The 26,056-nt window shown below is 37.7% G+C and carries 28 protein-coding genes and 3 pseudogenes; 13 read left to right on the top strand and 18 right to left on the bottom strand.

Features of this window, described 5'->3' with window-relative positions:
• Positions 1-3 precede the first annotated feature (3 nt).
• Genes ACLNCW_RS00745 through ACLNCW_RS00735 form a run of 3 tightly spaced genes read right to left on the bottom strand, consistent with a single transcriptional unit; the run spans position 4 to position 2,370 of the window.
• On the bottom strand, positions 4-900 hold the full coding sequence (locus tag ACLNCW_RS00745; RefSeq protein ID WP_424845195.1) for an RluA family pseudouridine synthase: 897 nt from the start codon (positions 898-900) through the stop codon (positions 4-6).
• Positions 897-1,715 (bottom strand): NAD kinase, encoded by an 819-nt coding sequence (locus ACLNCW_RS00740; protein ID WP_424845194.1) that lies wholly within the window; start codon positions 1,713-1,715, stop codon positions 897-899. Before ACLNCW_RS00740 ends, ACLNCW_RS00745 begins: the two co-directional genes overlap by 4 nt.
• Entirely contained in the window at positions 1,699-2,370 is a 672-nt protein-coding gene (locus ACLNCW_RS00735; RefSeq protein WP_424845193.1) for a GTP pyrophosphokinase, read from the bottom strand. The genes ACLNCW_RS00740 and ACLNCW_RS00735 overlap by 17 nt, the downstream gene beginning before the upstream one ends.
• Positions 2,371-2,498: 128 nt before the next feature.
• Here ACLNCW_RS00735 and ACLNCW_RS00730 point away from each other — a divergent pair, with 128 nt between their 5' ends.
• The 7 genes from ACLNCW_RS00730 (at position 2,499) to ACLNCW_RS00700 (ending at position 7,271) form a co-directional block, all read left to right on the top strand.
• On the top strand, positions 2,499-3,068 hold the full coding sequence (locus tag ACLNCW_RS00730) for a CYTH domain-containing protein (protein WP_424845192.1): 570 nt from the start codon (positions 2,499-2,501) through the stop codon (positions 3,066-3,068).
• A gap of 112 nt (positions 3,069-3,180) precedes the next feature.
• Positions 3,181-4,140, top strand: a complete 960-nt coding sequence (locus tag ACLNCW_RS00725) for a ribose-phosphate diphosphokinase (RefSeq protein ID WP_173876226.1) — start codon at positions 3,181-3,183, stop codon at positions 4,138-4,140.
• Positions 4,141-4,149: 9 nt separating this feature from the next.
• Positions 4,150-5,265, top strand: a complete 1,116-nt coding sequence (locus tag ACLNCW_RS00720; protein WP_424845191.1) for a cysteine desulfurase family protein — start codon at positions 4,150-4,152, stop codon at positions 5,263-5,265.
• Between the two features lie 4 nt (positions 5,266-5,269).
• The gene (locus ACLNCW_RS00715) at positions 5,270-5,617 is read left to right on the top strand and encodes a DUF1831 domain-containing protein (RefSeq protein ID WP_000863540.1); all 348 of its coding nucleotides are present in this window, start codon (positions 5,270-5,272) and stop codon (positions 5,615-5,617) included.
• Between the two features lie 7 nt (positions 5,618-5,624).
• The gene (locus ACLNCW_RS00710) at positions 5,625-5,840 is read left to right on the top strand and encodes a DUF4649 family protein (protein ID WP_000462491.1); all 216 of its coding nucleotides are present in this window, start codon (positions 5,625-5,627) and stop codon (positions 5,838-5,840) included.
• 82 nt (positions 5,841-5,922) lie between these two features.
• Positions 5,923-6,564: a redox-sensing transcriptional repressor Rex gene (locus tag ACLNCW_RS00705; RefSeq protein ID WP_000653417.1), complete on the top strand. Its 642-nt coding sequence runs from the start codon at positions 5,923-5,925 to the stop codon at positions 6,562-6,564.
• 17 nt (positions 6,565-6,581) lie between these two features.
• Complete coding sequence (locus ACLNCW_RS00700; protein ID WP_125415735.1) at positions 6,582-7,271, top strand: gamma-glutamyl-gamma-aminobutyrate hydrolase family protein; 690 nt, start codon at positions 6,582-6,584, stop codon at positions 7,269-7,271.
• On the opposite strand, the gene radC is transcribed toward ACLNCW_RS00700, so the two are convergent.
• The 5 genes from radC to ACLNCW_RS00675 all read right to left on the bottom strand — a co-directional run bounded on the left by radC (position 7,268) and on the right by ACLNCW_RS00675 (position 14,923).
• Positions 7,268-7,948 carry a RadC family protein gene (gene radC, locus ACLNCW_RS00695; protein WP_000286928.1) on the bottom strand — a complete coding sequence of 227 codons (681 nt, stop codon included), beginning with the start codon at positions 7,946-7,948 and terminating at the stop codon, positions 7,268-7,270. The two genes, ACLNCW_RS00700 and radC, sit on opposite strands and share 4 nt — an antisense overlap.
• 42 nt (positions 7,949-7,990) lie before the next feature.
• On the bottom strand, positions 7,991-10,282 hold the full coding sequence (gene pcrA, locus ACLNCW_RS00690; RefSeq protein ID WP_424845190.1) for a DNA helicase PcrA: 2,292 nt from the start codon (positions 10,280-10,282) through the stop codon (positions 7,991-7,993).
• Between the two features lie 161 nt (positions 10,283-10,443).
• Positions 10,444-12,114 (bottom strand): formate--tetrahydrofolate ligase, encoded by a 1,671-nt coding sequence (locus tag ACLNCW_RS00685; RefSeq protein WP_424845189.1) that lies wholly within the window; start codon positions 12,112-12,114, stop codon positions 10,444-10,446.
• A 174-nt stretch (positions 12,115-12,288) separates the two neighbouring features.
• A complete protein-coding gene (locus ACLNCW_RS00680; RefSeq protein WP_261081747.1) occupies positions 12,289-13,764 on the bottom strand; it encodes a hypothetical protein in 1,476 nt (491 codons plus the stop codon).
• On the bottom strand, positions 13,757-14,923 hold the full coding sequence (locus ACLNCW_RS00675) for a hypothetical protein (protein WP_261081745.1): 1,167 nt from the start codon (positions 14,921-14,923) through the stop codon (positions 13,757-13,759). Before ACLNCW_RS00675 ends, ACLNCW_RS00680 begins: the two co-directional genes overlap by 8 nt.
• A 136-nt stretch (positions 14,924-15,059) precedes the next feature.
• Here ACLNCW_RS00675 and coaB point away from each other — a divergent pair, with 136 nt between their 5' ends.
• From coaB to ACLNCW_RS00650, 5 genes are all read left to right on the top strand, one after another.
• Positions 15,060-15,749 carry a phosphopantothenate--cysteine ligase gene (coaB, locus tag ACLNCW_RS00670; RefSeq protein ID WP_424845188.1) on the top strand — a complete coding sequence of 230 codons (690 nt, stop codon included), beginning with the start codon at positions 15,060-15,062 and terminating at the stop codon, positions 15,747-15,749.
• Positions 15,750-15,760: 11 nt separating this feature from the next.
• Positions 15,761-16,312 (top strand): phosphopantothenoylcysteine decarboxylase, encoded by a 552-nt coding sequence (gene coaC, locus ACLNCW_RS00665; RefSeq protein WP_125454476.1) that lies wholly within the window; start codon positions 15,761-15,763, stop codon positions 16,310-16,312.
• Positions 16,296-16,859, top strand: a complete 564-nt coding sequence (locus ACLNCW_RS00660) for an ECF transporter S component (protein WP_000747412.1) — start codon at positions 16,296-16,298, stop codon at positions 16,857-16,859. Before coaC ends, ACLNCW_RS00660 begins: the two co-directional genes overlap by 17 nt.
• A gap of 174 nt (positions 16,860-17,033) precedes the next feature.
• Positions 17,034-17,561: an ECF transporter S component gene (locus tag ACLNCW_RS00655; RefSeq protein ID WP_001097393.1), complete on the top strand. Its 528-nt coding sequence runs from the start codon at positions 17,034-17,036 to the stop codon at positions 17,559-17,561.
• A gap of 12 nt (positions 17,562-17,573) precedes the next feature.
• Positions 17,574-18,089: a transcription repressor NadR gene (locus ACLNCW_RS00650; RefSeq protein WP_125454474.1), complete on the top strand. Its 516-nt coding sequence runs from the start codon at positions 17,574-17,576 to the stop codon at positions 18,087-18,089.
• Here ACLNCW_RS00650 and ACLNCW_RS00645 read toward each other — a convergent pair.
• From ACLNCW_RS00645 to ACLNCW_RS00615, 7 genes and pseudogenes are all read right to left on the bottom strand, one after another.
• Positions 18,086-18,226: pseudogene (locus ACLNCW_RS00645) on the bottom strand (8-oxo-dGTP diphosphatase); the annotation flags it as partial. The gene ACLNCW_RS00650 and the pseudogene ACLNCW_RS00645 sit on opposite strands and share 4 nt — an antisense overlap.
• Positions 18,227-18,303: 77 nt before the next feature.
• A complete protein-coding gene (locus tag ACLNCW_RS00640; protein ID WP_049522339.1) occupies positions 18,304-19,269 on the bottom strand; it encodes a substrate-binding domain-containing protein in 966 nt (321 codons plus the stop codon).
• Positions 19,270-19,372: 103 nt separating this feature from the next.
• Positions 19,373-20,317, bottom strand: a complete 945-nt coding sequence (locus ACLNCW_RS00635; RefSeq protein ID WP_004248623.1) for an ABC transporter permease subunit — start codon at positions 20,315-20,317, stop codon at positions 19,373-19,375.
• 1 nt (position 20,318) lies between these two features.
• Complete coding sequence (locus ACLNCW_RS00630) at positions 20,319-21,797, bottom strand: sugar ABC transporter ATP-binding protein (protein ID WP_125454472.1); 1,479 nt, start codon at positions 21,795-21,797, stop codon at positions 20,319-20,321.
• 13 nt (positions 21,798-21,810) lie between these two features.
• Entirely contained in the window at positions 21,811-22,209 is a 399-nt protein-coding gene (rbsD, locus tag ACLNCW_RS00625) for a D-ribose pyranase (protein ID WP_125454471.1), read from the bottom strand.
• Entirely contained in the window at positions 22,184-23,095 is a 912-nt protein-coding gene (rbsK, locus tag ACLNCW_RS00620; RefSeq protein WP_424845187.1) for a ribokinase, read from the bottom strand. Before rbsK ends, rbsD begins: the two co-directional genes overlap by 26 nt.
• The gene (locus ACLNCW_RS00615) at positions 23,095-24,069 is read right to left on the bottom strand and encodes a LacI family DNA-binding transcriptional regulator (protein ID WP_000207597.1); all 975 of its coding nucleotides are present in this window, start codon (positions 24,067-24,069) and stop codon (positions 23,095-23,097) included. Before ACLNCW_RS00615 ends, rbsK begins: the two co-directional genes overlap by 1 nt.
• Before the next feature lie 136 nt (positions 24,070-24,205).
• Here ACLNCW_RS00615 and ACLNCW_RS00610 point away from each other — a divergent pair.
• A pseudogene (locus tag ACLNCW_RS00610) lies at positions 24,206-24,283 on the top strand (DNA-binding transcriptional regulator); the annotation flags it as partial.
• Here ACLNCW_RS00610 and ACLNCW_RS00605 read toward each other — a convergent pair.
• The 3 genes and pseudogenes from ACLNCW_RS00605 to ACLNCW_RS00595 form a co-directional block, all read right to left on the bottom strand.
• A pseudogene (locus ACLNCW_RS00605) lies at positions 24,280-24,429 on the bottom strand (8-oxo-dGTP diphosphatase); the annotation flags it as partial. The pseudogenes ACLNCW_RS00610 and ACLNCW_RS00605 overlap by 4 nt on opposite strands.
• A gap of 97 nt (positions 24,430-24,526) precedes the next feature.
• A complete protein-coding gene (locus tag ACLNCW_RS00600) occupies positions 24,527-25,294 on the bottom strand; it encodes a class I SAM-dependent methyltransferase (protein ID WP_000342213.1) in 768 nt (255 codons plus the stop codon).
• A 206-nt stretch (positions 25,295-25,500) separates the two neighbouring features.
• Positions 25,501-25,968, bottom strand: a complete 468-nt coding sequence (locus tag ACLNCW_RS00595; RefSeq protein WP_000091549.1) for an 8-oxo-dGTP diphosphatase — start codon at positions 25,966-25,968, stop codon at positions 25,501-25,503.
• Positions 25,969-26,056: the final 88 nt, after the last annotated feature.

Below are 26,056 nucleotides of genomic sequence, written 5' to 3'. Positions count from 1 at the left end.
TTTTTATAGAGTATTAGTTGATAACTGGGTAATAAGGTTGCTAAAATCATCCGGCAAGGGACTTTCTAACTGCAAGTCTTGCTCTAAAAATGGATGATAAAAGGATAGGTAATGGCAATGCAGGGCCTGGCGCTGAATTCCATCGTCTAGACTACCACCGTACAAGTCATCTCCCAACAAAGGAAAACCAATATGAGAAAAATGGACTCGGATTTGGTGGGTTCGACCAGTGTGCAGGCGAATGTCTACCAAATGAATATTCCCATAAGATGCTACAATCTTGTAAGAAGTATGAGCATACTTTCCACCTTTAGCTACACGTCTGGTAATAATGGAATCTTCATCACGCGCAATCGGAGCAATAATTTCCCCCTCTGACTCCAAGTGTCCATCACCTTTAACCAAAGCAAAGTAGCGTTTTTCAATGGACTTCTTCTGCAACTGCTTGTCTAATCGTGCGTGGGCATAGCCGTGCTTAGCAAAGAGCATCAAGCCAGAAGTATCTCTATCAAGTCTAGTTACAATGTGAACCTGCTGATTTTCATAGTCTTGCTTGACATAGTAACCCTTGATAAAATTAGCGATGGTATTGGAGTGATTAACACTAGGAATAGAAGCCACTCCATAGGGTTTATTCAGGACTAGAAAATGGTCATCCTCATAGAGAATATCCAGCGGGCGCTCGATAGCTTCTAGAGTTTCAAAACCTTCCTCAGCGGGAATATCGATGGCAACTCGGTCTCCAATATCCAACAGATACGTCGCATTTTGTGGTTGATCATTGACCAGAATAGCTCCACCCCGAAACTTAATCTTGGCCAGAAGCCCCTTAGAAACCTCGTGCTTCTTCAAAAAGGTCTTAACCTTGACATGCTCATCTGCGATAAATTCAAACCTCATTCATCCACCTCGCCGATGAAAGCATCCTTAACACGGTTCCAGAAACTGGTATGGCTAGGTGAGGCAACAAAGTGAATCTTATGATGGTCGATTTGATACTCAATTCGTTCAATATTACGGAAGGAATAAACGCTATTGTCAACCGAAATGGTATGGTAATCGTTTCTTGTTGGAATAAGTTCAATCTTATCCTTCTTTGGAACAATAATGGACGAACCCAGGGTTCGATAGACACGATTGTTAAGGCTGGCAATTTCCGTCAACTGAAGAGCTTCAATGGTAGGGTGTAAAACAGCTCCGCCAAGTGATTTGTTATAGGCTGTACTACCAGTCGGTGTCGAAACTGTTAGCCCATCTCCACGAAAACGTTCAAAGTGGACACCGTTAATCACAACATCCGCCACCATGGTTCGATCAGACCTGCGGATACTGGCTTCATTTAGTGCTCTAAAAACCTTCACTTCACCATTTTCAAGAAAAACCTTCACATTCAGAACAGGGTAAGAGACTCTTGCACCAGTATCTAGCTGCAAATTAGTCACTAGTTTGTCTAACTCAAAATCACGGTAGTCCGTATAGAAGCCCAAATGTCCCGTATGAACACCGATAAAGCGTACCTTGTCAAGCTGGTCTTCGTACTTATGAAAGGCCGACAAGAGCATGCCATCCCCACCAATGGAAATGACAATGTCCGGATTGGTATCATTGAGTATAAACTGATTTCTCTTCAAACGATCTCGCAATTCATACAAAACCCTTTGACTCTGCGGTTTTCTATTAGCTATCAGGTCAATTCGTTTACCTGTATTCTTCATCTGTATCGTCACTGTTTCCTACACCGTCATTTAATTTTCTACTCAAAGGATCAAAAAGAGCCTGGGCTTCCTGGATATCATCTCGAATTTTACCCATTTCTTCATCCAACTGATGGGCAATTTTGGCCGTGATTTCTAGTCGCTCCTTAATCTCCTCTGGGAAATCCCCTTGGTACTTGTAGTTGAGAGAATGTTCTATCGTTGCCCAGAAATTCATGGCCAAGGTACGAATCTGAATTTCCGCCAAAATTGCCTTGGCTCCATTGATGGTATCAACCGTATATTCTACTACCACATGATAGGAACGATAGCCTGATGCTTTTCGATGAGTAATGTAATCTCGCTCCTGTATGATGCGCATGTCCTGACGTTTGCGCAAAATTTCCACTACTTCTTTGACGTCATCTACAAACTGAACCATCACACGTAAACCGGCAATATCTTGCAAATCGTGCTCTAAGGTCTCATAAGTAATGCCACGCCGAGCCATTTTTTCCTTGATACTTTCAATTGGCTTGACTCGACCAGTCACAAACTCAATCGGAGAATGCTTATTTTGCTTACGATATTGCTTCCGAATACCACGAAGTTTAATTTTTAACTCACCAACAGCTTGAATGTAAGGATCTAGAAATTCTTCCCATTCTAAGGTCATATATTCTCCCTTGTTCTCATATTATCCTTCAAAAATATCTTTGATTTTTTCTCCAGATTCATATACAATAAATACAATGCTTATTATACCATAAATCCGCTTTCATTGATAAAGAAAAGGTAAGAAAATTGAAACATTTAGAAATTGAATTGAAAACACTCTTGAAAAAAGATGAATATGATTGGCTAAAAGACCAGTTCACAGGTATCACTCCTGTTCTTCAAAAAAATTACTACATCGACACGCCTGATTTTGAACTGAGAGAAAAGAAAGTTGCTATGCGCATTCGAACCTTTGAAGACTGGGCAGAATTGACACTCAAAGTCCCGCAAAGTGTTGGAAATATGGAGTACAACCAAAAATTGCGACTAAAAGATGCTGAAAACTATCTGAACAAGGAAGAACTTCCTCAAGGGCTTGTGCTTGATGAATTAGCAAAACATGGTATCCAAAGTAAAAAATGGCAGGTCCTTGGTTGTCTAACAACGCTTCGCTATGAAATGCAAACACCAATTGGCCTCATGGCACTAGATGAAAGTCAGTACTTTGATATTACAGATTACGAATTAGAGCTTGAAGTGGAAAATCACGAGCAAGGGAAACAAGATTTCCAGCAATTTTTAGAGGAAAATCAGATTGCTTATCAAAAAGCTCCCTCAAAATTGGTTCGATTTGTCAAAAGCATGAAAAATAGCTGAAATAATCTCTATTTTTTGGTAAAATAGAAAAGATAAAAATACACAAAACCTAGTTCATATATGTAAAGCAGATATAACTCGGTTTTATAAAGTTTACAGAGGACGGTCTATAATGTCAGATAGAAAAAATATGAAACTTTTCGCGCTCAACTCTAACCAAGAGATTGCACAAAAAATTGCGGATGCTGTCGGTATTCCACTTGGAAAACTGTCATCACGTCAATTTTCTGATGGAGAAATCCAAGTAAATATCGAAGAAAGTGTCCGTGGTTATGATGTTTACATCATCCAGTCTACAAGTTTCCCTGTTAACAACCACCTAATGGAATTGTTGATCATGGTCGACGCTTGTGTACGTGCAAGTGCCCACAGTATCAACGTTGTCCTTCCATATTTTGGCTATGCACGTCAAGACCGTATCGCTTCACCTCGTGAGCCACTTACAGCGAAACTAGTTGCCAATATGCTAGTTAAGGCTGGTGTCGATCGTATCCTTACGCTTGATTTGCATGCCGTTCAGGTTCAAGGCTTCTTTGACATCCCTGTCGATAACCTTTTCACAGTTCCCCTATTTGCAAAACATTATTGCGATAAGGGCCTACTCGGTTCAGATGTTGTCGTGGTTAGCCCTAAAAATTCAGGTGTAAAACGTGCTCGTAGCTTAGCTGAATATCTTGATGCTCCTATCGCCATTATCGATTACCCTCAGGACGATGCAACTCGTAACGAAGGTTATATTATTGGTGATGTTGAAGGTAAGAAAGCCATCTTGATTGATGATATTCTTAATACAGGACGCACCTTCTCTGAAGCTGCTAAAATCGTTGAACGTGAAGGGGCTACAGAAATTTATGCTGTTTCTAGCCACGGTCTCTTCGTTGAGGGAGCTGCTGAACTTCTCGACAATACTAATATTAAAGAAATTCTTGTGACTGATTCAGTAGCAACAAAAGAAAAAACTCCTAAAAACGTATGCTACATCACTGCTAGTGAGTTAATTGGTGATGCCATCGTCCGTATCCACGAAAGAAAACCAGTCAGCCCACTCTTTGCCTACAACAAAAAGAAATAAGGTGATTCTTTGATTTATTTGGACAATGCTGCAACGACTCCCATGTCAACAGTTGCTATTTCAGCTATGACCAAGGTTATGCAAGAAACCCATGGCAATCCTTCTAGTATTCATGGTCATGGTCGTCAAGCTGGAAAACTCTTGAGAGAAGCCCGTCAGGAACTAGCCCAGTTACTGGGGACAAAACCTCAACATATCTTTTTCACTTCTGGTGGGACTGAAGGAAACAATACTGCCATCATTGGCTACTGCCTTCGTCATCAAGAACAAGGAAAACATATCATCACAACTGCCATTGAGCACCATGCTGTCCTTGAAACGATTGATTACTTGGTTCAACACTTTGGGTTTGAAGCAACCATTATCCAACCAGAAAATCAAGAAATAACAGCCCAACAAATTCAAAAGGCTTTACGTGACGATACGATTTTGGTTTCTACCATGTTTGCCAATAATGAGACAGGAAACTTACTTCCCATTGCTGAAATTGGCCAAATACTCAAGCAACACTCTGCTGCTTATCATGTTGATGCAGTTCAGGCTATTGGTAAAATACCAATTCATCCCGAAGAATTAGGCATTGATTTTCTCACTGCTTCGGCCCATAAATTCCATGGTCCTAAGGGAATCGGTTTTCTCTACGCATCTAGCATGGACTTTGATTCCTATCTACATGGCGGAGACCAAGAACAGAAAAAACGTGCAGGAACTGAAAATCTGGCTGCCATCGTAGGCATGGTTGCAGCTCTAAAAGAAGACCTAGAAAAACAAGAAGAACATTTTCAACATGTACAAAATCTAGAAACTGCCTTTCTGGCAGAGCTAGAGGGTATTCAATATTACTTGAATAGAGGACAACATCATCTCCCTTATGTTCTCAATATTGGATTTCCTGGCCAGAAAAATGACCTCTTACTCCTCCGTCTAGATTTGGCTGGAATTTCTATCTCTACTGGTTCAGCCTGTACTGCAGGCATTGTACAATCCAGCCATGTTCTTGAAGCCATGTACGGGGCAAATTCAGAACGCTTGAAGGAATCCGTTCGTATCAGTTTGTCGCCAGAAAACACTGTTGAAGATCTACAAACCCTCGCAAAAACCTTAAAAGAAATTATCGGAGGTTAGCCATATGGCATTTGAAAAAACCATTCAGTTAAAAAATTGTCGTTACGACTACACTCTTAGCCCTTCTGTTAAAAAATTTACCCTCAAAGACAATACCTTTTTTGAGACTAAGGTTGGTAACTATGAACTGACTCGCCTTTTGGAAAAAGTGCCAAACAGCGGTGAAGGCTTCCAACTCAAAATCATCATTAACAAGGAACTTACAGGTGCTAAAATCAATATCACTGACAAGTTTGGGCTACGTCTAGTTGATATTTTCAAATCAGAAGACCACCACATTCATCAGGAAAAATTCTACTTCCTCATGGATAGCTTGGTAGAACGTGGTGTCTTTACAAAATCGGAAAGATAGGTCCCATATGTTTGAACTGACCTATAAAGACAGCTATCATGTAGAGCGGACTCTCAAGTATGAGGATTACGAGGCTCTCATGCTTGCTCTGTCAGGATGTGTGACTCTGCCAGATACACTTTATGTAACTTCTTTGACCTTTAAAGGGCAGGAAGTTTACCAAGGACTGGTCGGAGACCTCTACCGTTTTCTATCACATGCAGATTTTTTACATCAAAACTAAGATTTTTCTTAGTTTTTTCTTGTTTTTGTTGATTTTTTCACAATGTTTCTATAAAATAGAAGAATAGAAAGGTTGTGATTTTGTGAAAGATAAACAGTCTGCTATTCCAAAAGCTACAGCGAAAAGACTCTCTCTCTACTATCGAATTTTTAAGAGATTTCATGCAGAAAAGATTGAACGTGCCAACTCTAAACAAATTGCAGAGGCTATCGGTATTGACTCAGCGACTGTACGTCGTGATTTTTCCTATTTTGGTGAACTAGGTCGGCGTGGATTTGGTTATGATGTCAAAAAACTGATGACATTTTTTGCCGATTTGCTCAATGATAACTCCATTACCAATGTTATGCTGGTAGGTATTGGAAATATGGGCCATGCCCTTCTCCACTACCGCTTCCATGAGCGCAACAAGATGAAGATTATCATGGCCTTTGACCTAGATGACCATCCCGAAGTCGGTACCCAAACTCCTGATGGAATTCCCATTTACGGAATTTCTCAAATCAAGGATAAAATTAAGGATGCTGATGTGAAGACTGCTATCCTGACAGTTCCCAGCGTCAAGTCACAAGAGGTTGCCAATCTCTTGGTGGATGCTGGCGTGAAAGGAATTCTCAGTTTTTCACCAGTCCATCTGCATTTACCAAAAGACGTGGTCGTTCAGTATGTCGATTTGACAAGTGAACTCCAAACTCTCCTCTACTTCATGCGAAAAGAGGATTAGAAAGCGAAAATCATTTTATGAAAAAACCAGTTATAGGGATTACAGGAAACGAAAAAACTCACCCTGATGATGACATCATGATGAGCTACGTAGCAAAAGGCTTTGTTGAAGGCGTTAAAGACGCTGGAGGGATTCCCATCATCCTACCAATTGGTGATCAAGAAATGGCCTGCCACTATATCAGTATGATTGACAAGCTCATCTTGACAGGTGGGCAAAATGTTGATCCAAAATTTTATGGTGAACCAAAAACCATTGATAGCGATGACTACCACCTTCAAAGAGATATCTTTGAACTGGCCCTCATCAAGGAAGCTATTAAACAGAAAAAGCCAATTTTTTCTGTCTGCCGTGGAACACAACTCTTTAACGTTGCCATGGGTGGAACTTTGTACCAAGATATCGAAGATCACTGGCAGGATTGTTCTGCCGAATACACAACCCAACGCTTGGTGACAGAACCTGATACAGTTCTTCGAGAAATCTATGGAGAAATCTCCCATATCAACTCCTTCCACCATCAGAGTATTAAGGATTTAGCACCTAACTTAAAGATTGCAGCTCATGATCCTAAGGATGGTATCATTGAAGCTGTCATGAGTACGGATGATGTCGCCTTTCTCGGTGTCCAATGGCATCCAGAGTTTCTTTTTGAAAATCGTCCCAAAGACAAAAACCTCTTTGACTATATCGTTAATGAACTTTAGATTAAATCTGTTTTTTCACGGTAACTAAAGTAACTAGAATGTGAGACAATCAAATGGTCCAAGAGGACAATTCCCATCAGTTCGCAGGCTTCTTTGACAAGTTTAGTGACATGATCATCATTACGGCTAGGGGCTACTGCTCCTGAAGGATGATTGTGGACCAAGATAAGAGAAGTCGCCATATGCTTGATTGCATAATGAAGAATCTCACGTGGTTCAGCAATACTACGAGTAGCTGAGCCGATAAAAATGGTCTGTTGATGGATGATTTGATTTTGAGTATTGAGATAGAGCGCCACCAGGTGCTCTTGTTTTTTATGGCCCAATTCCTGCTGCATCTTCTTGGCCAACTTTTGACTGCTGAGAATACTTTCCATCTCAAGAGTCTCGTGTTTGTGAATACGATGCCCCAGTTCAATCATAGCTTGTAATTCTATAGCCTTAACACGCCCGATACCAGACAGACTCTGCAACTCCTGTAGGGTCATTTTTTTCAAATCCGTTAGGCTTGAAAGATTGCTCAAGACTTTCTGGGCAATTTCAAAAACGCTAGCTTGACGTGTTCCTGTCCTGAGTAAAATAGCTAGCAACTCTTGATTACTGAGCGCTTCTACTCCTTCCTTGGCCAGTCTTTCTCTTGGCAATAGTGAATCTTCTTGGAATGAAATACTGTACATAAAAATCCTCCTCACTTTATTATTCGTGAGAAGGATGAAAAATTAGATTTTTTTCTCAATTGGAGCCACACTGGCTAAAAGTTTTTTCAAACCTACTTCTGGAAAATTGATCTTTAATTCCTGCGTAGCACCGCTACCTGAAACTTCCAGAACAGTTCCCTCTCCCCATTTCTTGTGGAGGGCAATATCACCAATGGACCAATTTGCCTCACTAGAAGCTGATTTTGCTCCAGCTGTAAATTGACCAAATGGGAGACCGCTTGACTGGATAGTCTTTGGAGCCGCACTGCGTTTACGGTCTTGAAGGGCCTGCGCCAAACTCATGCCTTGACCAAAGGCAAGTCCGCCACTGCTATAAGATGCCTTAAAGCTTGTATTGGCTGGACGAGCCAATCCTTGATACTCAAGCAAGTCTGAACTGATTTCATTAATAAAACGAGTCGGACGGTTGTAGTTTGTACGACCAAAAAGCAGGCGCGAATTAGCATTTGTCAGATAGAGAATTTTCTCTGCACGCGTGATACCTACATAGGCTAGACGGCGCTCTTCTTCTAATTCATCTGGGTCTTCAGCCGCACGGCTAAGCGGAAAGACATTCTCTTCCATCCCAATCAAAAAGACAACTGGAAACTCGAGACCTTTGGCAGCATGCAGAGTCATTAGGGTAACTTCTGATGTCTCCTGACTACCTGAATCTGTGTCCGCAATCAAGGCTAAATCATTTAAGAAGCGACTCAGTTTGTCCAGACCAGTTTCTTCTTCTGGCCCATCAGATGTGTCATCAAAGTTTTTCGTCACAGAAAGGAACTCTTCAATATTTTCAACCCTAGCCTTGCTTTCTAAAGTCGCTTGAGCATTTAGAATATCGACGTAACCTGTTTTTTCTAGGACGGCCTCAACCAACTCTGTAATATTTAATTGATCTAGCTGCTCTCGTAAATCTAGAATCATATTGGCAAAATCCCAGATAGACTGGGCTGCTTTACCCTTGATACCAGATAACATGATGTTTGCAGAGGCATCTAGCATGGACATGTCTTGCATATTCGCAAAGTCACGGATTTTCTCAACTGTACCTGGCCCAATTCCACGTTTCGGCTCGTTGATAATACGCTCAAAACTGATATTGTCACTCAAATTGGCAATGAGGTTGAGGTAAGCGATAATATCGCGGATTTCCTTACGGCTGTAGAACTTGGTTCCGCCAACCATGGTATAAGGGATGTTTGACTTGAGCAGGGCTTCTTCAATAGTACGAGACTGGGCGTTAGTACGATAGAGAACTGCAAAATCCTTGTGAAGGAAATTTTGACTCCGACCAAGTTCATCAATAGTTTTAGCCACAAATACAGCCTCATCCAGCTCATCATCGGCACGATAGTAAACAATTTGCTCCCCATCTGCATTTTGGGTCCAGAGATTCTTAGGGCGGCGGTTTTTATTGTTTTTAATGACCTCGTTGGCCGCTTGGAGAATTGTTTTAGTGGAACGGTAATTTTCCTCCAACAAAACAACCTTGGCTTGGGGATAATCTTTCTCAAAATCCAAAATATTCTGCATATCAGCACCACGCCAACCGTAGATAGACTGGTCCGCATCCCCAACCACACAGATATTTTTAAAACGGGAAGCCAAGAGTTTGACCAATTGGTACTGAGCGTGGTTGGTATCTTGGTACTCATCTACGTGGATGTACTGGAACTTCTGCTGATAGTAGGTCAAGACATCAGGATTTTGATCAAAGAGACGCAAGGTCAGCATAATCAAATCATCAAAGTCAACCGACTCCGACTGACGAAGCTCTTTCTGATAGGCTGTATAACACTGGGCCACGATTTGCGTATACATATCACCAGCTTGGGCAGCATAAGCCGCATCATCAATCAAGTCATTCTTAGCATTGGAAATAGTTCCTAAGATGCTCCGTTCATTCCATTTTTTAGGATCCAAGTTCAACTGCTTGAGAATGCGTTTCATAAGAGTTCGCTGTTCACCAGGATCCACAATAGTAAAATTACGGTTGTAGCCAATATGGTCCGCATCGCGACGCAAGATACGAACACACATGGAGTGAAAGGTCGCAATCAGACAGTCCTGAGTGGATGGATTGAGGCTATAAGCACGCTCCTTCATCTCACGCGCAGCCTTGTTAGTAAAGGTAATGGCCAAGATATTCCAAGGATTGACCATCTTTTCATCAATCAAATAAGCGATACGGTGGGTCAAAACACGAGTCTTTCCAGAACCAGCCCCTGCCATGATTAACAAGGGACCTTCTGTCGTTTGCACCGCCTCAGCCTGACGGTCATTCATTCCATTTAATAATGCGTTCATCTTCTCTTCCTTACTCTTGAAGTCAATATTTCTATTATATCAGAATTCAGGGAAAATATCTTTACCTAGACTGATTGCGTCTAGAAGGCAACTTCTTATATCTAGATAAAAAATGAGCTTGGATAGTATTTCCAAACTCCTTTAAAGTCAATTGCAATATACTAGAACAAGCCTAGAATGGTTCCATCGCTTTCAACATCCATGTTGAGGGCTGCTGGTCGTTTTGGAAGGCCTGGCATGGTCATGACATCACCAGTTAAGGCAACGATGAAGCCTGCACCTAATTTTGGCACCAATTCGCGAATGGTAATTTCAAAGTTTTCAGGTGCTCCAAGTGCATTTGGATTGTCAGAGAAACTGTACTGAGTTTTAGCCATACAGATTGGCAATTTGTCCCAACCGTTTTGAACAATTTGAGCGATTTGCGTTTGAGCTTTCTTTTCAAAGTTCACTTTGCTACCACGGTAGATTTCAGTAACAATCTTTTCAATCTTTTCTTGGACAGAAAGGTCATTGTCATACAAACGTTTATAGTTAGATGGGGTTTCAGCGATAGTTTTGACAACTGTTTTAGCAAGAGCTACACCACCTTCGGCACCATCAGCCCAGACACTTGCTAACTCGACTGGCACATCAATAGAAGCACAGAGTTCTTTCAAGGCTGCGATTTCTGCTTCTGTATCAGACACAAATTCGTTAATAGCTACGACAGCAGGTACTCCAAATTTACGGATATTTTCAACGTGGCGTTTCAAGTTGGCAAAACCTGCACGCACTGCTTCTACATTTTCCTCTGTAAGAGCATCCTTAGCCACGCCACCATTCATCTTAAGGGCACGAAGGGTTGCTACAATAACCACTGCATCTGGAGATGTTGGCAAGTTTGGTGTCTTAATATCAAGGAATTTCTCGGCACCAAGGTCTGCACCAAAACCAGCTTCAGTAACTGTGTAATCAGCCAGGTGAAGGGCTGTGCTTGTTGCCAAGACTGAATTACATCCATGAGCGATATTGGCAAATGGACCACCATGAACAAAGGCAGGTGTACCATAAATTGTTTGAACGAGATTAGGCTTAATAGCATCCTTCAAAATCAAAGCTAAGGCACCTTCAACCTGCAAATCACCTACAGAAACTGGTGTACGGTCGTAACGATAACCGATAACGATATTAGCCAAACGACGTTTCAAGTCCTCGATGTCCGTTGCCAAGCAAAGAATTGCCATGATTTCGGAAGCGACGGTAATATCAAAGCCATCCTCACGTGGAATACCATTTAGAGGGCCACCAAGTCCAACGGTCACATGGCGAAGCGCACGGTCATTCAAGTCCACCACACGTTTCCAGAGGATACGACGTTGATCAATTCCCAACTCATTTCCTTGGTGCAAGTGGTTGTCAATCAAGGCAGAAAGAGCGTTGTTAGCAGTTGTAATAGCATGCATGTCTCCAGTGAAGTGGAGGTTGATGTCTTCCATTGGTAGCACTTGGGCATAACCACCACCAGCAGCACCACCCTTAATCCCCATTACAGGACCAAGAGATGGCTCGCGGATAGCAATCATGGTTTTCTTACCAATCTTGTTCAAGGCATCTGCAAGACCAATGGTAATAGTTGATTTTCCTTCGCCTGCAGGTGTTGGATTGATGGCAGTAACCAAGATCAATTTCCCAACTGGATTGCTCTCAACTGCACGAATTTTATCAAAGCTGAGTTTAGCCTTGTACTTTCCGTACAACTCCAAATCATCGTAAGAAATACCCAGTTTTTCTACAACATCAACGATTGGCTTCAACTCAATACTCTGTGCGATTTCAATATCTGTTTTCATTCAAAACTCCTCTAACCTCTTATATGATAATTCATTATAACACAAAACAAGATTTTTAACATCCTTAAACTCTCTAAACGTTCGTAAATATCCCTGTTTTTAAGGTTTTTAGAGTCCTTTCTTAAATTTTATATGGCTTTATAGTTTGAAACTATAGAATAATGAAAAAATAATTTAGTCAAGAAAATAGCTGTCAATTTCAGATAAATTATGTAAAATTCTTGTGTTTTCAATTTCTAATTTTTCTGCCAACTCAATAGAATATTCAAAACTAAGTTTAGTGTTTAACGATAAATCAAACGAGTAATCTTGTAATTCACCCAGTTTTTTATATTTTTCTATGATTTCATTATAAATATCAAGATAATGCTTATCTAATATTTTTATGTAATTATTCAGATTTTCCTGATAGTCTTGAATTATTTTTTGTTCGCTATCATTTAATATTCCCTTCCCTATTTCCCAAATGAGTGAGCTGGCTATTGAACCCACAATAGAACCTAGAACTGGTATAGGAATCATTGCTTGACCAATACAAGCACCAATTGTTGCAAAGGAAGCATCCATTACATTTAATGTCAAAAGATTCATAAATTCATCTTGGGTTATTTCTGTAGATCTATACTTTAGAACAATGTCTATCATTCCATAAGTTGCCATAACTAAGGCACTAGCATTTGGAGCACTAATCCCCAAGACGTTTGTTAATCCGTAAATTGAATAACCAGATATTGCACCCTTTACAACTCCTTCAGCTGTATTCAATCCACAATCTAACCAATCTGATTGTTCGAATTCAAAAATACTTTTTCCTTCTTTATATTTTCCATACACACTCGACATAAAAGCTAAACCACCCTGTAAAAAAGCTGCGTTTCTTGCAACCTTGTTAGCTTCTTTTAAATTTGGTAATGCATGTTTTTGGGCTACTAATCTTTTTTTATTTAATTCTTGTTTTTTCAGTTTGACTGTTTTATAAATATTTTTCTGTTCAGAATCCAATAAAGAGTTAATTGAATTCTTTTGAGCGTCTTTATAATCTAAAGCAGAAGATCTCATCCAAGATTTGTATGAAGTAAGTCCCTTGCTTTCAGTGATATCATTAATCATTTGACGTATATCTGTAATTTGTTTACTGGACAATCTCTTGCCATTAAATTCAACTTCTTTTGCTCCAGCCATTATTTTTTCAAATACTTGAACGTGATCTTTTGGAAACATCATTTTCATTTTTGTATTGTAAAAAAATGATTGTTCTAATTCATCACGTAGATTATTATAAAACTTCATTTGAATGGTATTTCTACCAATTAATAAATCAGCTGGTCCATTGTCATTCAAAACTTTAACAATTGGGTTTAATCCCTCAATTGCTCTCCTTGCATTTACAATTCCTGCTTCTGCAAACTCTGCTATAAAGCCATGTACTCCACGATTACCGCCACGATTTTTAACAATAACATCTTCTATATTTTCTTTAGCATAATCTAAAAATTTAGAGGCATTATCCTTGTTTAAGATGACATTGCGAGCTTCATCCTCTATCATTTTCATAGCAATTTGTAAGTCTTGAATTCTTAAATTATTTAAACAATTGACATATGCTCCAATACCTTGGTTAAATGCTTGATTAAAAATTTGATTAACCATTTATTTTAATTTCCTTATTTATCATAGCTGTCAGTGACAGTGTTGAATTCACTAAATTACCTGCTTTATATTTTTCATCTTCAGTAAATAAGCTATAGTCCATTCCAGTTAAAGATAAATTGGCTAAATAAATTCCTTCTGTTTGTTTTTCAGTTAGTTCTATTAATTCCGTAACTTCTATTACTTTTTCTTTAAGTTGTCTAGCCAACAATTCTACCTTTTTCTGTTCCTCTATAGCCTCTTTTGCAACTTCTTCATTTTTCCTATTAGCTACTACACCAGCGCCTACAGAAGCGGTCAACATAACTCCTGCAATTCCCCAACCGACAGGACCAGCCAATGCTAAAAATGCGTTACCGGCTGCCACTCCACCGCCACCAGCTGCTACACTTCCACCACCTAACCAAGCCAGAGCGGCGCTATTTGCTGCAGCACCTGTCAAACTTGAAATTGCAGTACCTGTTGATGCAACACCAAATGTAGTTGCAACACCCATAGCGGCAGTAGGACCTAAAGTTGCAACTGTTACTCCTAATGCGCTAAGAGAAGCCGTAGCCGCTGTGCTACCACTTGCTAATTCAGCTTCCTTAATTGACTGTGAAATAGCAATTTGCTTATCTTCAAAATTCTGAATTTCAACATCAATTTCTTCTAATTTTGTTTCAAACTCTTTTGGCTTATTTGCTAGCTTACTAATTCTTTCTTCAATAATTTTTACAACTTTGACCGCTTTTTCCCTAATCTGATAGAGTTCTGTTGATTTATTAGCTAAATTATCAGCTTCATCGTTATACAATCTTATAGATTCTTTATATCCCTCGACAGCTTCTTGTCTATGTTTAGAATTAAAGAGGTCAACAGCATCAATTTGTTCTTTCGTATTATTCGCTATTTTACCTGCCTCATTAAAAGTTTCCGATGAAGCTTTAGTTACATGTTCTACCACATCACTAGCTACCCCAATAGCTTTTTCAGAAACGTCTGTGATAACATCGCCAACCTGACTTGAAACATCTTCTATAACTTTTACAGACTCTGTAATAGCTTCTCCAGTAAATTTACCTGCTTCATTTAATACTTTACTGGTAGCGGATCCAGCATCATTCAATACCTTACTAGCTTCTTTTGTAAAATTATCAGCAAATTTAAAAAAATCCATTAAACACTCTCCTTTATTTCATATACTCCTATTATGCAATAAACAAAATAGATTGTCAAAATCAACCATATATTAATTTACTCAATTTTTATCGCTTTCATTTTACTTACCGTTTATTTTTGTGTACAATAGTGCTATGAAAATTTTAGTTACATCGGGCGGCACCAGTGAAGCTATCGATAGCGTCCGCTCTATCACTAACCATTCTACAGGTCGCTTGGGGAAAATCATCACAGAGACCTTGCTTGCTGCAGGGCATGAAATTTGTTTGATAACAACAAAACGGGCTTTGAATCCAGAAGCTCATCCCAACCTAAGCATTCGAGAAATTAACAATACCAACGACCTTCTTCTGGAAATGCAAGAACGTGTTGCAGATTATCAGATCTTGATCCACTCAATGGCTGTTTCTGACTACACTCCTGTTTATATGACAGGGCTTGAGGAAGTCCAAGCTAGCTCCGATTTAGAAGAATTTTTAAGCAAGCAGAATCATCAGGCAAAGATTTCTTCGACTGATGAGATTCAGGTTTTATTCCTTAAAAAGACTCCAAAAATCATCTCTCTAGTCAAGGAGTGGAATCCTGCTATTCATCTGATTGGTTTCAAACTGCTGGTTGATGTTACCGAAGACCATCTGGTTGACATTGCTAGAAAAAGTCTTATCAATAACAAAGCAGACTTGATTATCGCAAATGACCTGACTCAAATTTCAGCAGATCAGCACCGTGCAATCTTTGTTGAGAAAGATCAGCTTCAAACAGTCCAGACTAAAGAAGAAATTGCAAAACTCCTCCTTGAAAAAATTCAAGCCTATCATTCGTAGAAAGGAAAGCTATGGCAAACATTCTCTTGGCTGTAACGGGCTCAATCGCCTCTTACAAGTCGGCAGATTTAGTCAGTTCTCTAAAAAAACAAGATCATCAAATCACTGTCTTAATGACTCAGGCTGCTACAGAGTTTATCCAACCTTTGACACTACAGGTACTCTCACAGAATCCTGTCCACTTGGATGTCATGAAGGAACCCTATCCAGATCAAGTCAATCATATCGAACTGGGAAAAAAAGCAGATCTATTTATCGTAGTACCTGCAACTGCTAACACTATTGCAAAACTAGCCCATGGTTTTGCGGACAACATGGTGACCAGTACGGCTTTAGCCTTGCCAAGTCATATTCCCAAACTAATAGCTCCTGCTATGAATACAAAAATGTATGACCATCCAGCAACTCAGGCTAATCTGAAAACATTAGAAAGCTACGGCTATCAGCTGATTGCTCCTAAGGAATCCCTACTAGCTTGTGGAGACCACGGACGAGGAGCTTTAGCTGACCTCACAATTATTTTAGAAAGAATAAAGGAAACTCTCGATGAAAAAACGCTCTAATATTGCACCCATTGCTATCTTTTTTGCAACCATGCTCGTGATACACTTTCTGAGCTCACTTATCTTTAACCTTTTTCCATTTCCAATCAAACCGACCATTGTTCATATTCCTGTCATTATTGCCAGCATTATCTACGGTCCACGAGTTGGGGTCACACTTGGATTTTTGATGGGGCTACTTAGTTTGACCGTTAACACGATTACAATTTTACCAACAAGCTACCTCTTCTCCCCATTTGTACCAAACGGAAACATCTACTCAGCTATCATTGCCATTGTCCCACGTATTTTGATTGGTTTAACTCCGTATCTAGTCTATAAACTAATGAAAAACAAGACTGGCCTGATTCTAGCTGGTGCCCTGGGTTCACTTACCAACACAGTCTTTGTACTTGGTGGAATTTTCTACCTTTTTGGAAATGTCTTTGATGGTAATATCCAAAAACTCCTAGCAACTGTTATCTCAACGAATTCGATTGCTGAATTAGTTATTTCCGCAGTTCTAACCCTAGCCATTGTTCCAAGACTACAAACCTTGAAGAAATAAAAACAATCTCCGCTTTCAAGCTTGAAGGTGGAGATTTTGCTCTATACAGTTTCTTTTTAGTGAAATCTTTACCAATATTTAATTTAAAATGGCCTATAAACTTAAGTAAATCCTTGATTTATTCTCTTGTTTATTATACTATACTAGTGTATATACAGTTAAAAGGAGATTCTTATGAACACACGGAAAAAGACACAATTTATGACAATGACTGCCCTCTTAACGGCTATTGCAATTTTGATTCCAATTGTTATGCCTTTCAAGATTGTCATTCCACCTGCTTCCTATACTTTAGGAAGCCACATTGCTATTTTTATCGCCATGTTCTTATCGCCCTTGATGGCTGTTTTTGTCATCCTAGCTTCTAGCTTCGGATTTTTGATGGCTGGCTATCCCATGGTTATCGTTTTTCGAGCTTTTTCCCATATCTTTTTTGGGACTTTGGGGGCTCTTTACCTACAAAAATTCCCCGATACCCTAGATAAACCAAAAGCTTCCTGGATTTTCAACTTTGTGTTAGCTCTTGTCCATGCCCTTGCTGAAGTATTAGCTTGTGTCGTTTTTTATGCAACTTCCGGTACCAATGTAGAAAATATGTTTTATGTTCTATTTGTACTAGTTGGATTTGGCACAATTATCCATAGTATGGTAGACTATACATTAGCACTAGCTGTCTATAAAGTGCTTCGAAAACGCCGTTAAAAAGGAAAAGCTATGACAAAAGATCGCAAACATGCTCTGCTCCAACTCTTGAAAGAAGCTCCTAAAGCCCTTAATGGCCAAAGTTTGGCGGAACATTTTCATGTCACACGTCAGGTCATTGTACAGGACATTGCAATTTTAAGAGCCGATGGCGCTCCTATCCTATCCACCAATCGTGGCTACATCTATAAGCAAATTGAAACCAATCCTTATGTTCACAAACTTTTCAAAGTGAAACATGAAGTTGAAGAAATCGGTCAAGAACTCTTTGCTATCGTTGATAATGGTGGACGTGTTCAAAATACCTTGATTGACCATCCCGTTTATGGAGAAATTGAAACCTTGCTGAAACTGTCTTGTCGCAGAGATGTACAACATTTTCTAGAACAAGTCGAGCATTCTGACTTTAGACCTCTGTCTGAATTGACAGATGGCATCCATTACCACCTAGTCGAAGCTGAAACACAACAAGACCTCCACTATATTGAGGAGGCCTTGGATCAGCTAGGTTATTTAGTAAAGGATTAGAAAATTTTCTTTTCCCAATCGTCTTCTGTACGGCGAGGGTAGAAAAATTCAGATTTGTCAGGAGCTTCCATCATTTTCATCAAAGGTAACATATCATATGCCAGATCCAAGTTTGGAATCTGGTCTTTTTGCACCCAAAAGCTCAAATACTAACAATAATATTTAAAAACTACATTGAATGAAAATTAACAACTACCTACTTACTAAAAATATATCACCAGTTATGTTGATCAACATTATCCTTAGTCACAAGATAAATTGGAGAAACTGTTTCTTTTTCCAGTTTTTTCCCTTGATAATGATCTATTGCTGATTGAATAGCAATTTCACCCATCTTAGCTGGTTGCTGAGCAATAGTGGCAGTAATATCACCTTTTGCAATAGCATCATGTGCATCTGGTTGACCATCAATACCAACAATTAATACATTGCTAAGACCAGCTGCTTTTACTGCTTGTGCAGCTCCTAACGCCATCTCATCATTCTGTGCAAAGATTGCTTGTACTTCTTTGTTTCCTTGAATCATATTTTGCGCTGTATTCAAAGCTTTTGCGCGGTCAAAATTAGCGGATTGACTAGAAAGAACATCTAAATTTGTCTTTGAAATTTGTTCAAATCCTTTACCTCTATCTACAGTTGCAGAAGCGCCAGGGACTCCTGATAATTCAAAAGTTTTTGCTTTTTCTCCCAATTGCTTGGTAATAAATTCTGCAGCCATTTTACCTGCTTCTACGTTATCAGAAGCAACAGTTGTCAAGACTTCACCTCCATTACTACCGCGGTCAATTAAGATTACCGGAATATTTGCATTATTAGCAGCTTTAATAGATGTAACAATTGCATCAGAATCAACTGGATTAATTAGTAAAGCATCAACATTTTGACTAATAAAATTTTGAATATCATCTGCTTGTCTAGCAGCATCATCTTGTGCATCTGCTATCTTCAAAGTTACTTCTTTTTCTCTTGCGGCTTTTTCAAGACCATCTTTCATAGCTACAAAATAGGGATTGTTAGTAGTCGAAATAGAAACTCCTAATTTTAATTCTTTTGCCGACTTTTGAATCGTAGATTTATTATCATTTGATGAATTTCCTAAACCAGTTTTTCCACAAGCTACTAAAGCAAAAATAAATGTTACAAACAAAGCAAAAATGCTAATTTTTTTAATAATTTTCATGTTATTACTCCTCGTAATATATATCTATAGGGATAGTTTCAATCCCGATTATTGTACGTCATCTAATAAATTGTTACTATTTCCAAAAAAATTGAAAATTATTCTACTGTTTTACAACTTTAAAACGATCAATCAGAACAGCAATTAAGATTACAACTCCTTTTACTACTTGTTGCCAAAATGCTGAAACACCGATAATATTAAGTCCATTATTCAAAACCCCAATAATTAAAGCACCTATTAAGGTCCCCAGTATGCGACCTTTACCTCCTGATAATGAGGTTCCCCCAAGAACAACAGCTGCAATAGCATCCATTTCATAACTAGCACCTGCTGTTGGTTGAGCAGAACTTAAGCGTGATGTTATAATCAATCCAGAAATTGAAGCCATAATACCTGAAATTGAATAAATGATAATTTTCACTTTATTTAGTTTCACACCTGATATATATGCTGCTTTTTCATTCCCCCCTATAGCATACACAGATTTACCAAATGCTGTTTTATGAAGTAAAACATATAAAACAATAAATACAATAAACATAATAATTACAGGAAATGGAATTCCGACTATGTAACCTTGCCCCAAAAATTGAAATAAGAATGTATCACTTAATCCTTTTGTAATAGGATTCCCATTTGTATAAACAAGTGTTGCGCCTCTAAAAATAGTCATAGTTGCTAAAGTAACGATAAATGGAGCTAATTTCCCGTAGGAAATCAATAAACCATTCATCATCCCCAGAATGCAACCCAAAATTAAAGAGATGAGAATTGCTAATGTAACAGGCATTCCAGATCCTAATAGGCCAGCTGTGAGCGCACTGGATAAGGCTAAAATTGATCCAACTGATAAATCAATTCCACCTGTTAGAATAACAAAGGTCATTCCAAAAGCGATCAGTGCATTTGATGTTACTTGCAATAGTAAATTTAACAGATTATTTGCTGTTAAAAAATTTGAATTGATAATAGTGATGACAGCCATTAAAATTATCAATGCTATTACTGTTGTCAATTCTGACATATACTTCATAGTATTTTTCACACTATTGTCCTCCTGTAGCTAGTTGCATAACTTTTTCTTGTGTAGCTTCTTGACGTGTTAATTCTCCACTAATTCTTCCTTCATGCATGACCATAATGCGATCACTGACTCCGATCACTTCTGGTAAATCTGAAGATACCATAATAATCGGCACACCTCGTTCAGCCAATTCATTCATTAATTGGTAAATTTCACGCTTAGCACCAACATCTACCCCACGAGTTGGCTCATCTAGAATCAGTACTTTTGGAGCAATACCTATCCATTTTGCTAAAACTACTTTCTGTTGATTACCACCAGAAAGTGTCCCAACTTCCTTATCTGGATAACCTGATTTAATTCGTAGCCTATCAATTAAACGTTGTACAAATATATCACTTGTTTTATTATCAAAAATGCCATTTTTAACAAAATCACGAGTACTAGGTAAAGTCATATTATCTTTAATAGAAAAATCTAAAATCAATCCCTCATCTTTACGATCTTCTGTTAAGAAACCAATTCCATGCTTAATTGCTTCAAAAGGATTTTTAATTATCAGTTCATCTTCATTTATTATAATTTGACCAGATTTTAAAGAATCAATTCCAAAAATTGCTCGCATTATTTCAGTACGACCAGCACCCATCAAACCAGAAAAACCAAGAATTTCCCCTTGACGTACATAGAAAGAAATATCCGTAAAAGCATCACCAGAAAGATTCTTAGCTTGAAAAACAATATTCCCAATCTCAGCCTTTTTTTCTGGATAATAATCTTCTAATTCACGACCTACCATCTTCTGAACTAATTCATCCGCATTAGTTAACTTCGTTTTCTTGGTATCAATTACAAACCCATCCCTCATAACAGTTATAAGATCTGTGATCTTAAAGATTTCTTCCATCCGATGTGAAATATACACAATACCTACACCATCAGATTTTAATCCTTCTATCACTTTAAAAAGTGTTTCAGTTTCACGATCAGTTAAAGCTGCTGTAGGTTCATCCATAATTAACAAGGAAACTTCTGATAATAAACATTTTGCTATTTCTATCATTTGTTGTTGTCCGACTGATAATTGACCAATGATTGCATCGAGAGGAATAGATATATTAAGACGTTTAAATGCTTCTTTAGCTTTCCTTTCCATACTAGCTTTATCTAGAAACCCAATCGTATTTTTAATTTCTCTTCCTAAAAAAAGATTATCAAGTACAGTCATATCTGGCCAAGTATTCATTTCTTGATGAATAAAACTCAGTCCAAACCGTTCTGCCTCTTGAGGATTAGAAAATGTTTTTTCTTTACCATCAATAAAAATAGTTCCTGAAGTAGCTGGAAAAAGTCCAGTTAAAATATTCATTAAGGTTGATTTGCCTGCACCATTCTCTCCCATTAAAGCATGAACTTCTCCTGAATTAAGAACCAAATCAATACTTTCTAAAACACGATTATTCCCAAAAGATTTTGAAATGTTCTTCATTTCAATTTTCATAGGCAACTCCCTTCTAAATAATAACTCCTGATTGCAAGATTATATTCGAATATGGTGTATCTTCCCCAGTGCGAATAACTGCCTTAACTTTAGTATTCATAGCTTTCAATTCTTCATGACTAATATATTCAATAATTATATTCGATCCTAAAAGTTCTAGAACTGCTTGCCACTGTTCTTTGTTTTTTTCTTTAATTTCTTCTGCTAAGAAAATTTTTTCAATAAGTACATGATCTGAATATTCTTTTAAAACTTCTAAAAAACTTGGGCTACCTTTTCTTAATGCTAAATCAATTTTATCAACACCTTTTGGAACTGGCAATCCTAAATCTCCGATACAAACCAAATCCATATGACCTAAATCATCAGCTAGTTTTGCTATATTACTATTTAAAATCCCATATTTCTTCATATCCTGAATGCTCCTTTACTTCTTTCAAACTCGGCATGCCTCCTTGCGCTCCAAATCTTTGAACAGAAAGATGTGAAGCAATCGTTGCAAAGGACAATGCAACATTCATCTCTTTTCCTTTTGAGATAGCATAAGCAAAAGCACCATTAAACGTATCTCCTGCTCCTGTAGTATCAACTACTTCTGCTTTTATAGCAGGAATCTTCTGAACTGCTGTCCCATCATAATAAATAGAACCTTCAACTCCTAATGTCACAATCATTTTATTAGGATAAATTTTAATAATTTCTTCTAATTTCTTATCTGGAAAAAGCTCTGAACATTCATGCTCATTAGGAGTAATAAAATCACAAAAAGGAATCATCTCTATGTCTGTTTCTCTAGCTGGTGCAGGATTGTAAAGTACCTTAACTTTATTTTCTTGACAAAATTTAGCTATAGATAAGTTGGCTTCATGTGGTATTTCATTTTGTAATACAACAATACTTGCATCACTAATCAATTCCCACTCATTTTTCCAATCATTTGTTTTAACTAAATTATTCGCTCCGGGATAATAAATAATCCTATTATCACCTCCATATAAAGTAATTTGTGCAACTCCTGTAGATTGTGGTACCGTTCCCACATGTTCTATAGAAATATTATTATTTTGCAGATTACCTAGTAAATCTGCTGAAAAAATATCTTCCCCAACGTTCCCAAATATGTAAATATTATCTTCTACACTGGATAATCTACCAATAGCTACAGCCTGATTTGCACCTTTTCCCCCTGGAACTATATTAAATGAATCCCCAAAAATCGTTTCACCTCCTTCTGGAATTCTTTTTGTTCTCATAACTAAGTCCATTGAAATACTTCCAACAACAACAATTTTACTCATTACTTTCTCCTTAATGTATTTCTTTCTACGTATCTAACAGGTAGTTTAATTTTAACTTCATCTATAGAGAACTTATTTGCCATATTATAGATTAGCTTTGCAGCCTGTTCTCCCATTTTATATGATGATTGGTGAATAGTTGATAAAGAAGGGTAAATAAATTGACTAAGTACAATATCATCGTAACCAATAATTTGAATATCATCTGGAATTTTTTTACCAATTGCTAAAATTTCATGAATATAAGCTATCGCATGAATATCAGAAGGTGCTATAATACTATCAATATTTGGATTTCTTTTTAGATTCTCTTTAGCTTCTTTTTGAATTTTTTCAAACTCAAACGTTTCACTTTCTTCAATACGAATCTCTAAAGATTTATCCCTCAAATAGTTTAAACTTGCTTCAAATCGTTCCGCAATGTTCTCAGCTTTATCATCTAAAACTTTAATAATCATAACTTGCTTAGCGCCAGCTTTCCAAATTGCTTTAGCAGCCAAACGTCCACCCAACTGATTATCAGAAAAGACACCGTAACCTGTATCTTTACTAATCCGGTCAACCACAACAACAGGTAACGTCAGATTTGGAAATTCCTTTGTAAAGTCAAGTGTCGTTATAATGCCAGCTGCATTTGTTTTTAACAAAAGGTTTATATATTCTTCTAACGAATCATGATCTGAAATAGTACCAACCATAATCCTATAACCTTTATCTTTCAAATATGATTCAGCCCCTCGAACCAATCTTGGGAAGAAGGGATTAGAAATATCTGGCAATAAGAGTCCTACCATTTGATTTTTTTTAGTTTTCAAAGATTGTGCTAATACATTCGGCGTGTAATTTAATTTCTTGATAGCATTTTTTATCTTTTCCCTAGCATCATCTCCGACATAGCCTTTTTTCGAAATATATCTTGAAACTGTTGATTTTGATACTCCAGCTTCTTCAGCAACCTGTTTTATTGTAGTCATCACTCCTCCTTTTTATATTATGGAACCGTTCCCTTATTTATATAGTAAGCGTTTTCTTTGTTTTTGTCAATACTTTTTTAGAAATATTTTAAATTTATTTTAGAGTATTTACTTTTTCCCCTAATCTTCTATTACTATTAGGCAGGAAACACAACAAGACCTCCACTATATCGAAGAGGCCTTGGACCAACTTGGTTATTTAGTAAAAGACTAAAAGATTTCCTTCTCCCAGCCATCTTCTGTACGGTGGTGATAGAAAAACTCTGATTTGTCAGGAGCTTCCATCATTTCCATCAAAGGTAACATATCATACGCCAGATCTAAGTTTGGAAGCTGGTCTTTTTGCACCCAAGAAACTTCTTCAAATCCAAAAAGTTGAGACTTTTATATAGAACCAGCTGGAGTATGCTCTAAAGACTATCCGCTTGATTGTATATTGAAAAGCTTCTCCTTAATTTTACTTTCGAGCAATAAACATACCATATTCTTTAGGAATAATTAACTCACCTTTATAAAAATGTACTTCTAATCTTTTACGAATGACTTTTTCTTCTAGCGAACCTATTTCTGAAATTCCTTTAAAGGATTGGATGTATTTAACTAGATCATCTATGCTAGTTACCTGTAACTCATCATCATAGAGTAATGTATCGACAGAGTTAAAATACCTACTCAGGTACCTTTTGCCATTTTGTAAAGTAAACGTTTTATTTTCCAAATCTTGATTAACATCATCTTTAAATAAACTTGACAAATAATCTACAACTCCATTTTCACCAAATGTAGCACAGTAAAAAATTCCTCCTGTTTTTAAGACTCTATTCACCTCAGAAAGAGCTTTAGGAATATCATTGACATGATGTAGAAGCATATTAGCAATAACAATATCAAACGTTTCATCCTCAAAAGAAATCTTTTGAATATCCATTATTTCATAGTTAACATTGTCTCTATTTCCAATCACTGACCTCGTTGTTCTCACCATATCTTTAGAAAAATCTGTAATAACCAACTGCTTCATTTTATCTATAGAATCACTATTACTTTTCCACAGTTCTCCTGTACCACATCCCAATTCTAGAACCTTTACTTCATTAGTGATTTGGTAGTTGGAAAATATCCAATTGTTAAATCCTAATTTATTTTTTGAATAGTTCTTATGCAATTCTACTCGAATATCAAGATTATCATGACTTTTATATTGTTCAATTACTTTATCATCCATTTTCTGATACTTCCTTTCATATTTTAAGATTATACCATAAAACAAAACACTCTCCGATTTCAACATTGAAGGTGGAGATTGTTCAAAATATAGATCGAAAAGAATAATAAGAAATTTAGAGATATTCAGTTGACTTACACCACCATACTTAGCCTATATTTCAGTACCTTACTTTAAAAGATAACACCTATCGACTAATCATAGAACTAAAAAGTTTCTTTCTCCCAGCCATCATCTGTACGGTGGCGGTAGAAAAATTCAGATTTGTCAGGAGCTTCCATCATCTCCATCAAGGGTAACATATCATAGGCCAGATCCAAGTTTGGAATCTGGTCTTTTTTCACCCAAGAAACTTCTCCTTCATCTGAAGAGCGAAGGCTACCAGAGAACTCAGTCGCCTTGTAACAAATGACAATATAGCGCCCACCTGTATCCAGAGGCCAATTTTTAATGCCGACAAGTTGAGGATTTTGGATAGTCAACCCTGTTTCTTCATAGATTTCACGAATGACAGACTCCGCAAAAGCCTCACCATTTTCAACATGACCTCCAGGAAAGGCATAACCAGACCAGCGATTAGTTTCAGGAGAGCGATACTGCATAACCACGCGCTGGGTTTCAAGATCTTCAATCAGACAAATGTTTGTTAAAATCGTTAATTGGGAACGGGACATAAATTTACTCGCTTTCTAAGTTATTAAAACATATCTTCGTTATATTTTACTTCGGACTTCATGATAAAGGGATTGAGCAATTCATTTT

Origin of the sequence: Streptococcus sp. CL6.22, from assembly GCF_049738055.1 — a bacterium.
GTDB lineage: Bacteria > Bacillota > Bacilli > Lactobacillales > Streptococcaceae > Streptococcus > Streptococcus mitis_DJ.
This window is presented reverse-complemented; position numbering and strand designations above follow the sequence as displayed.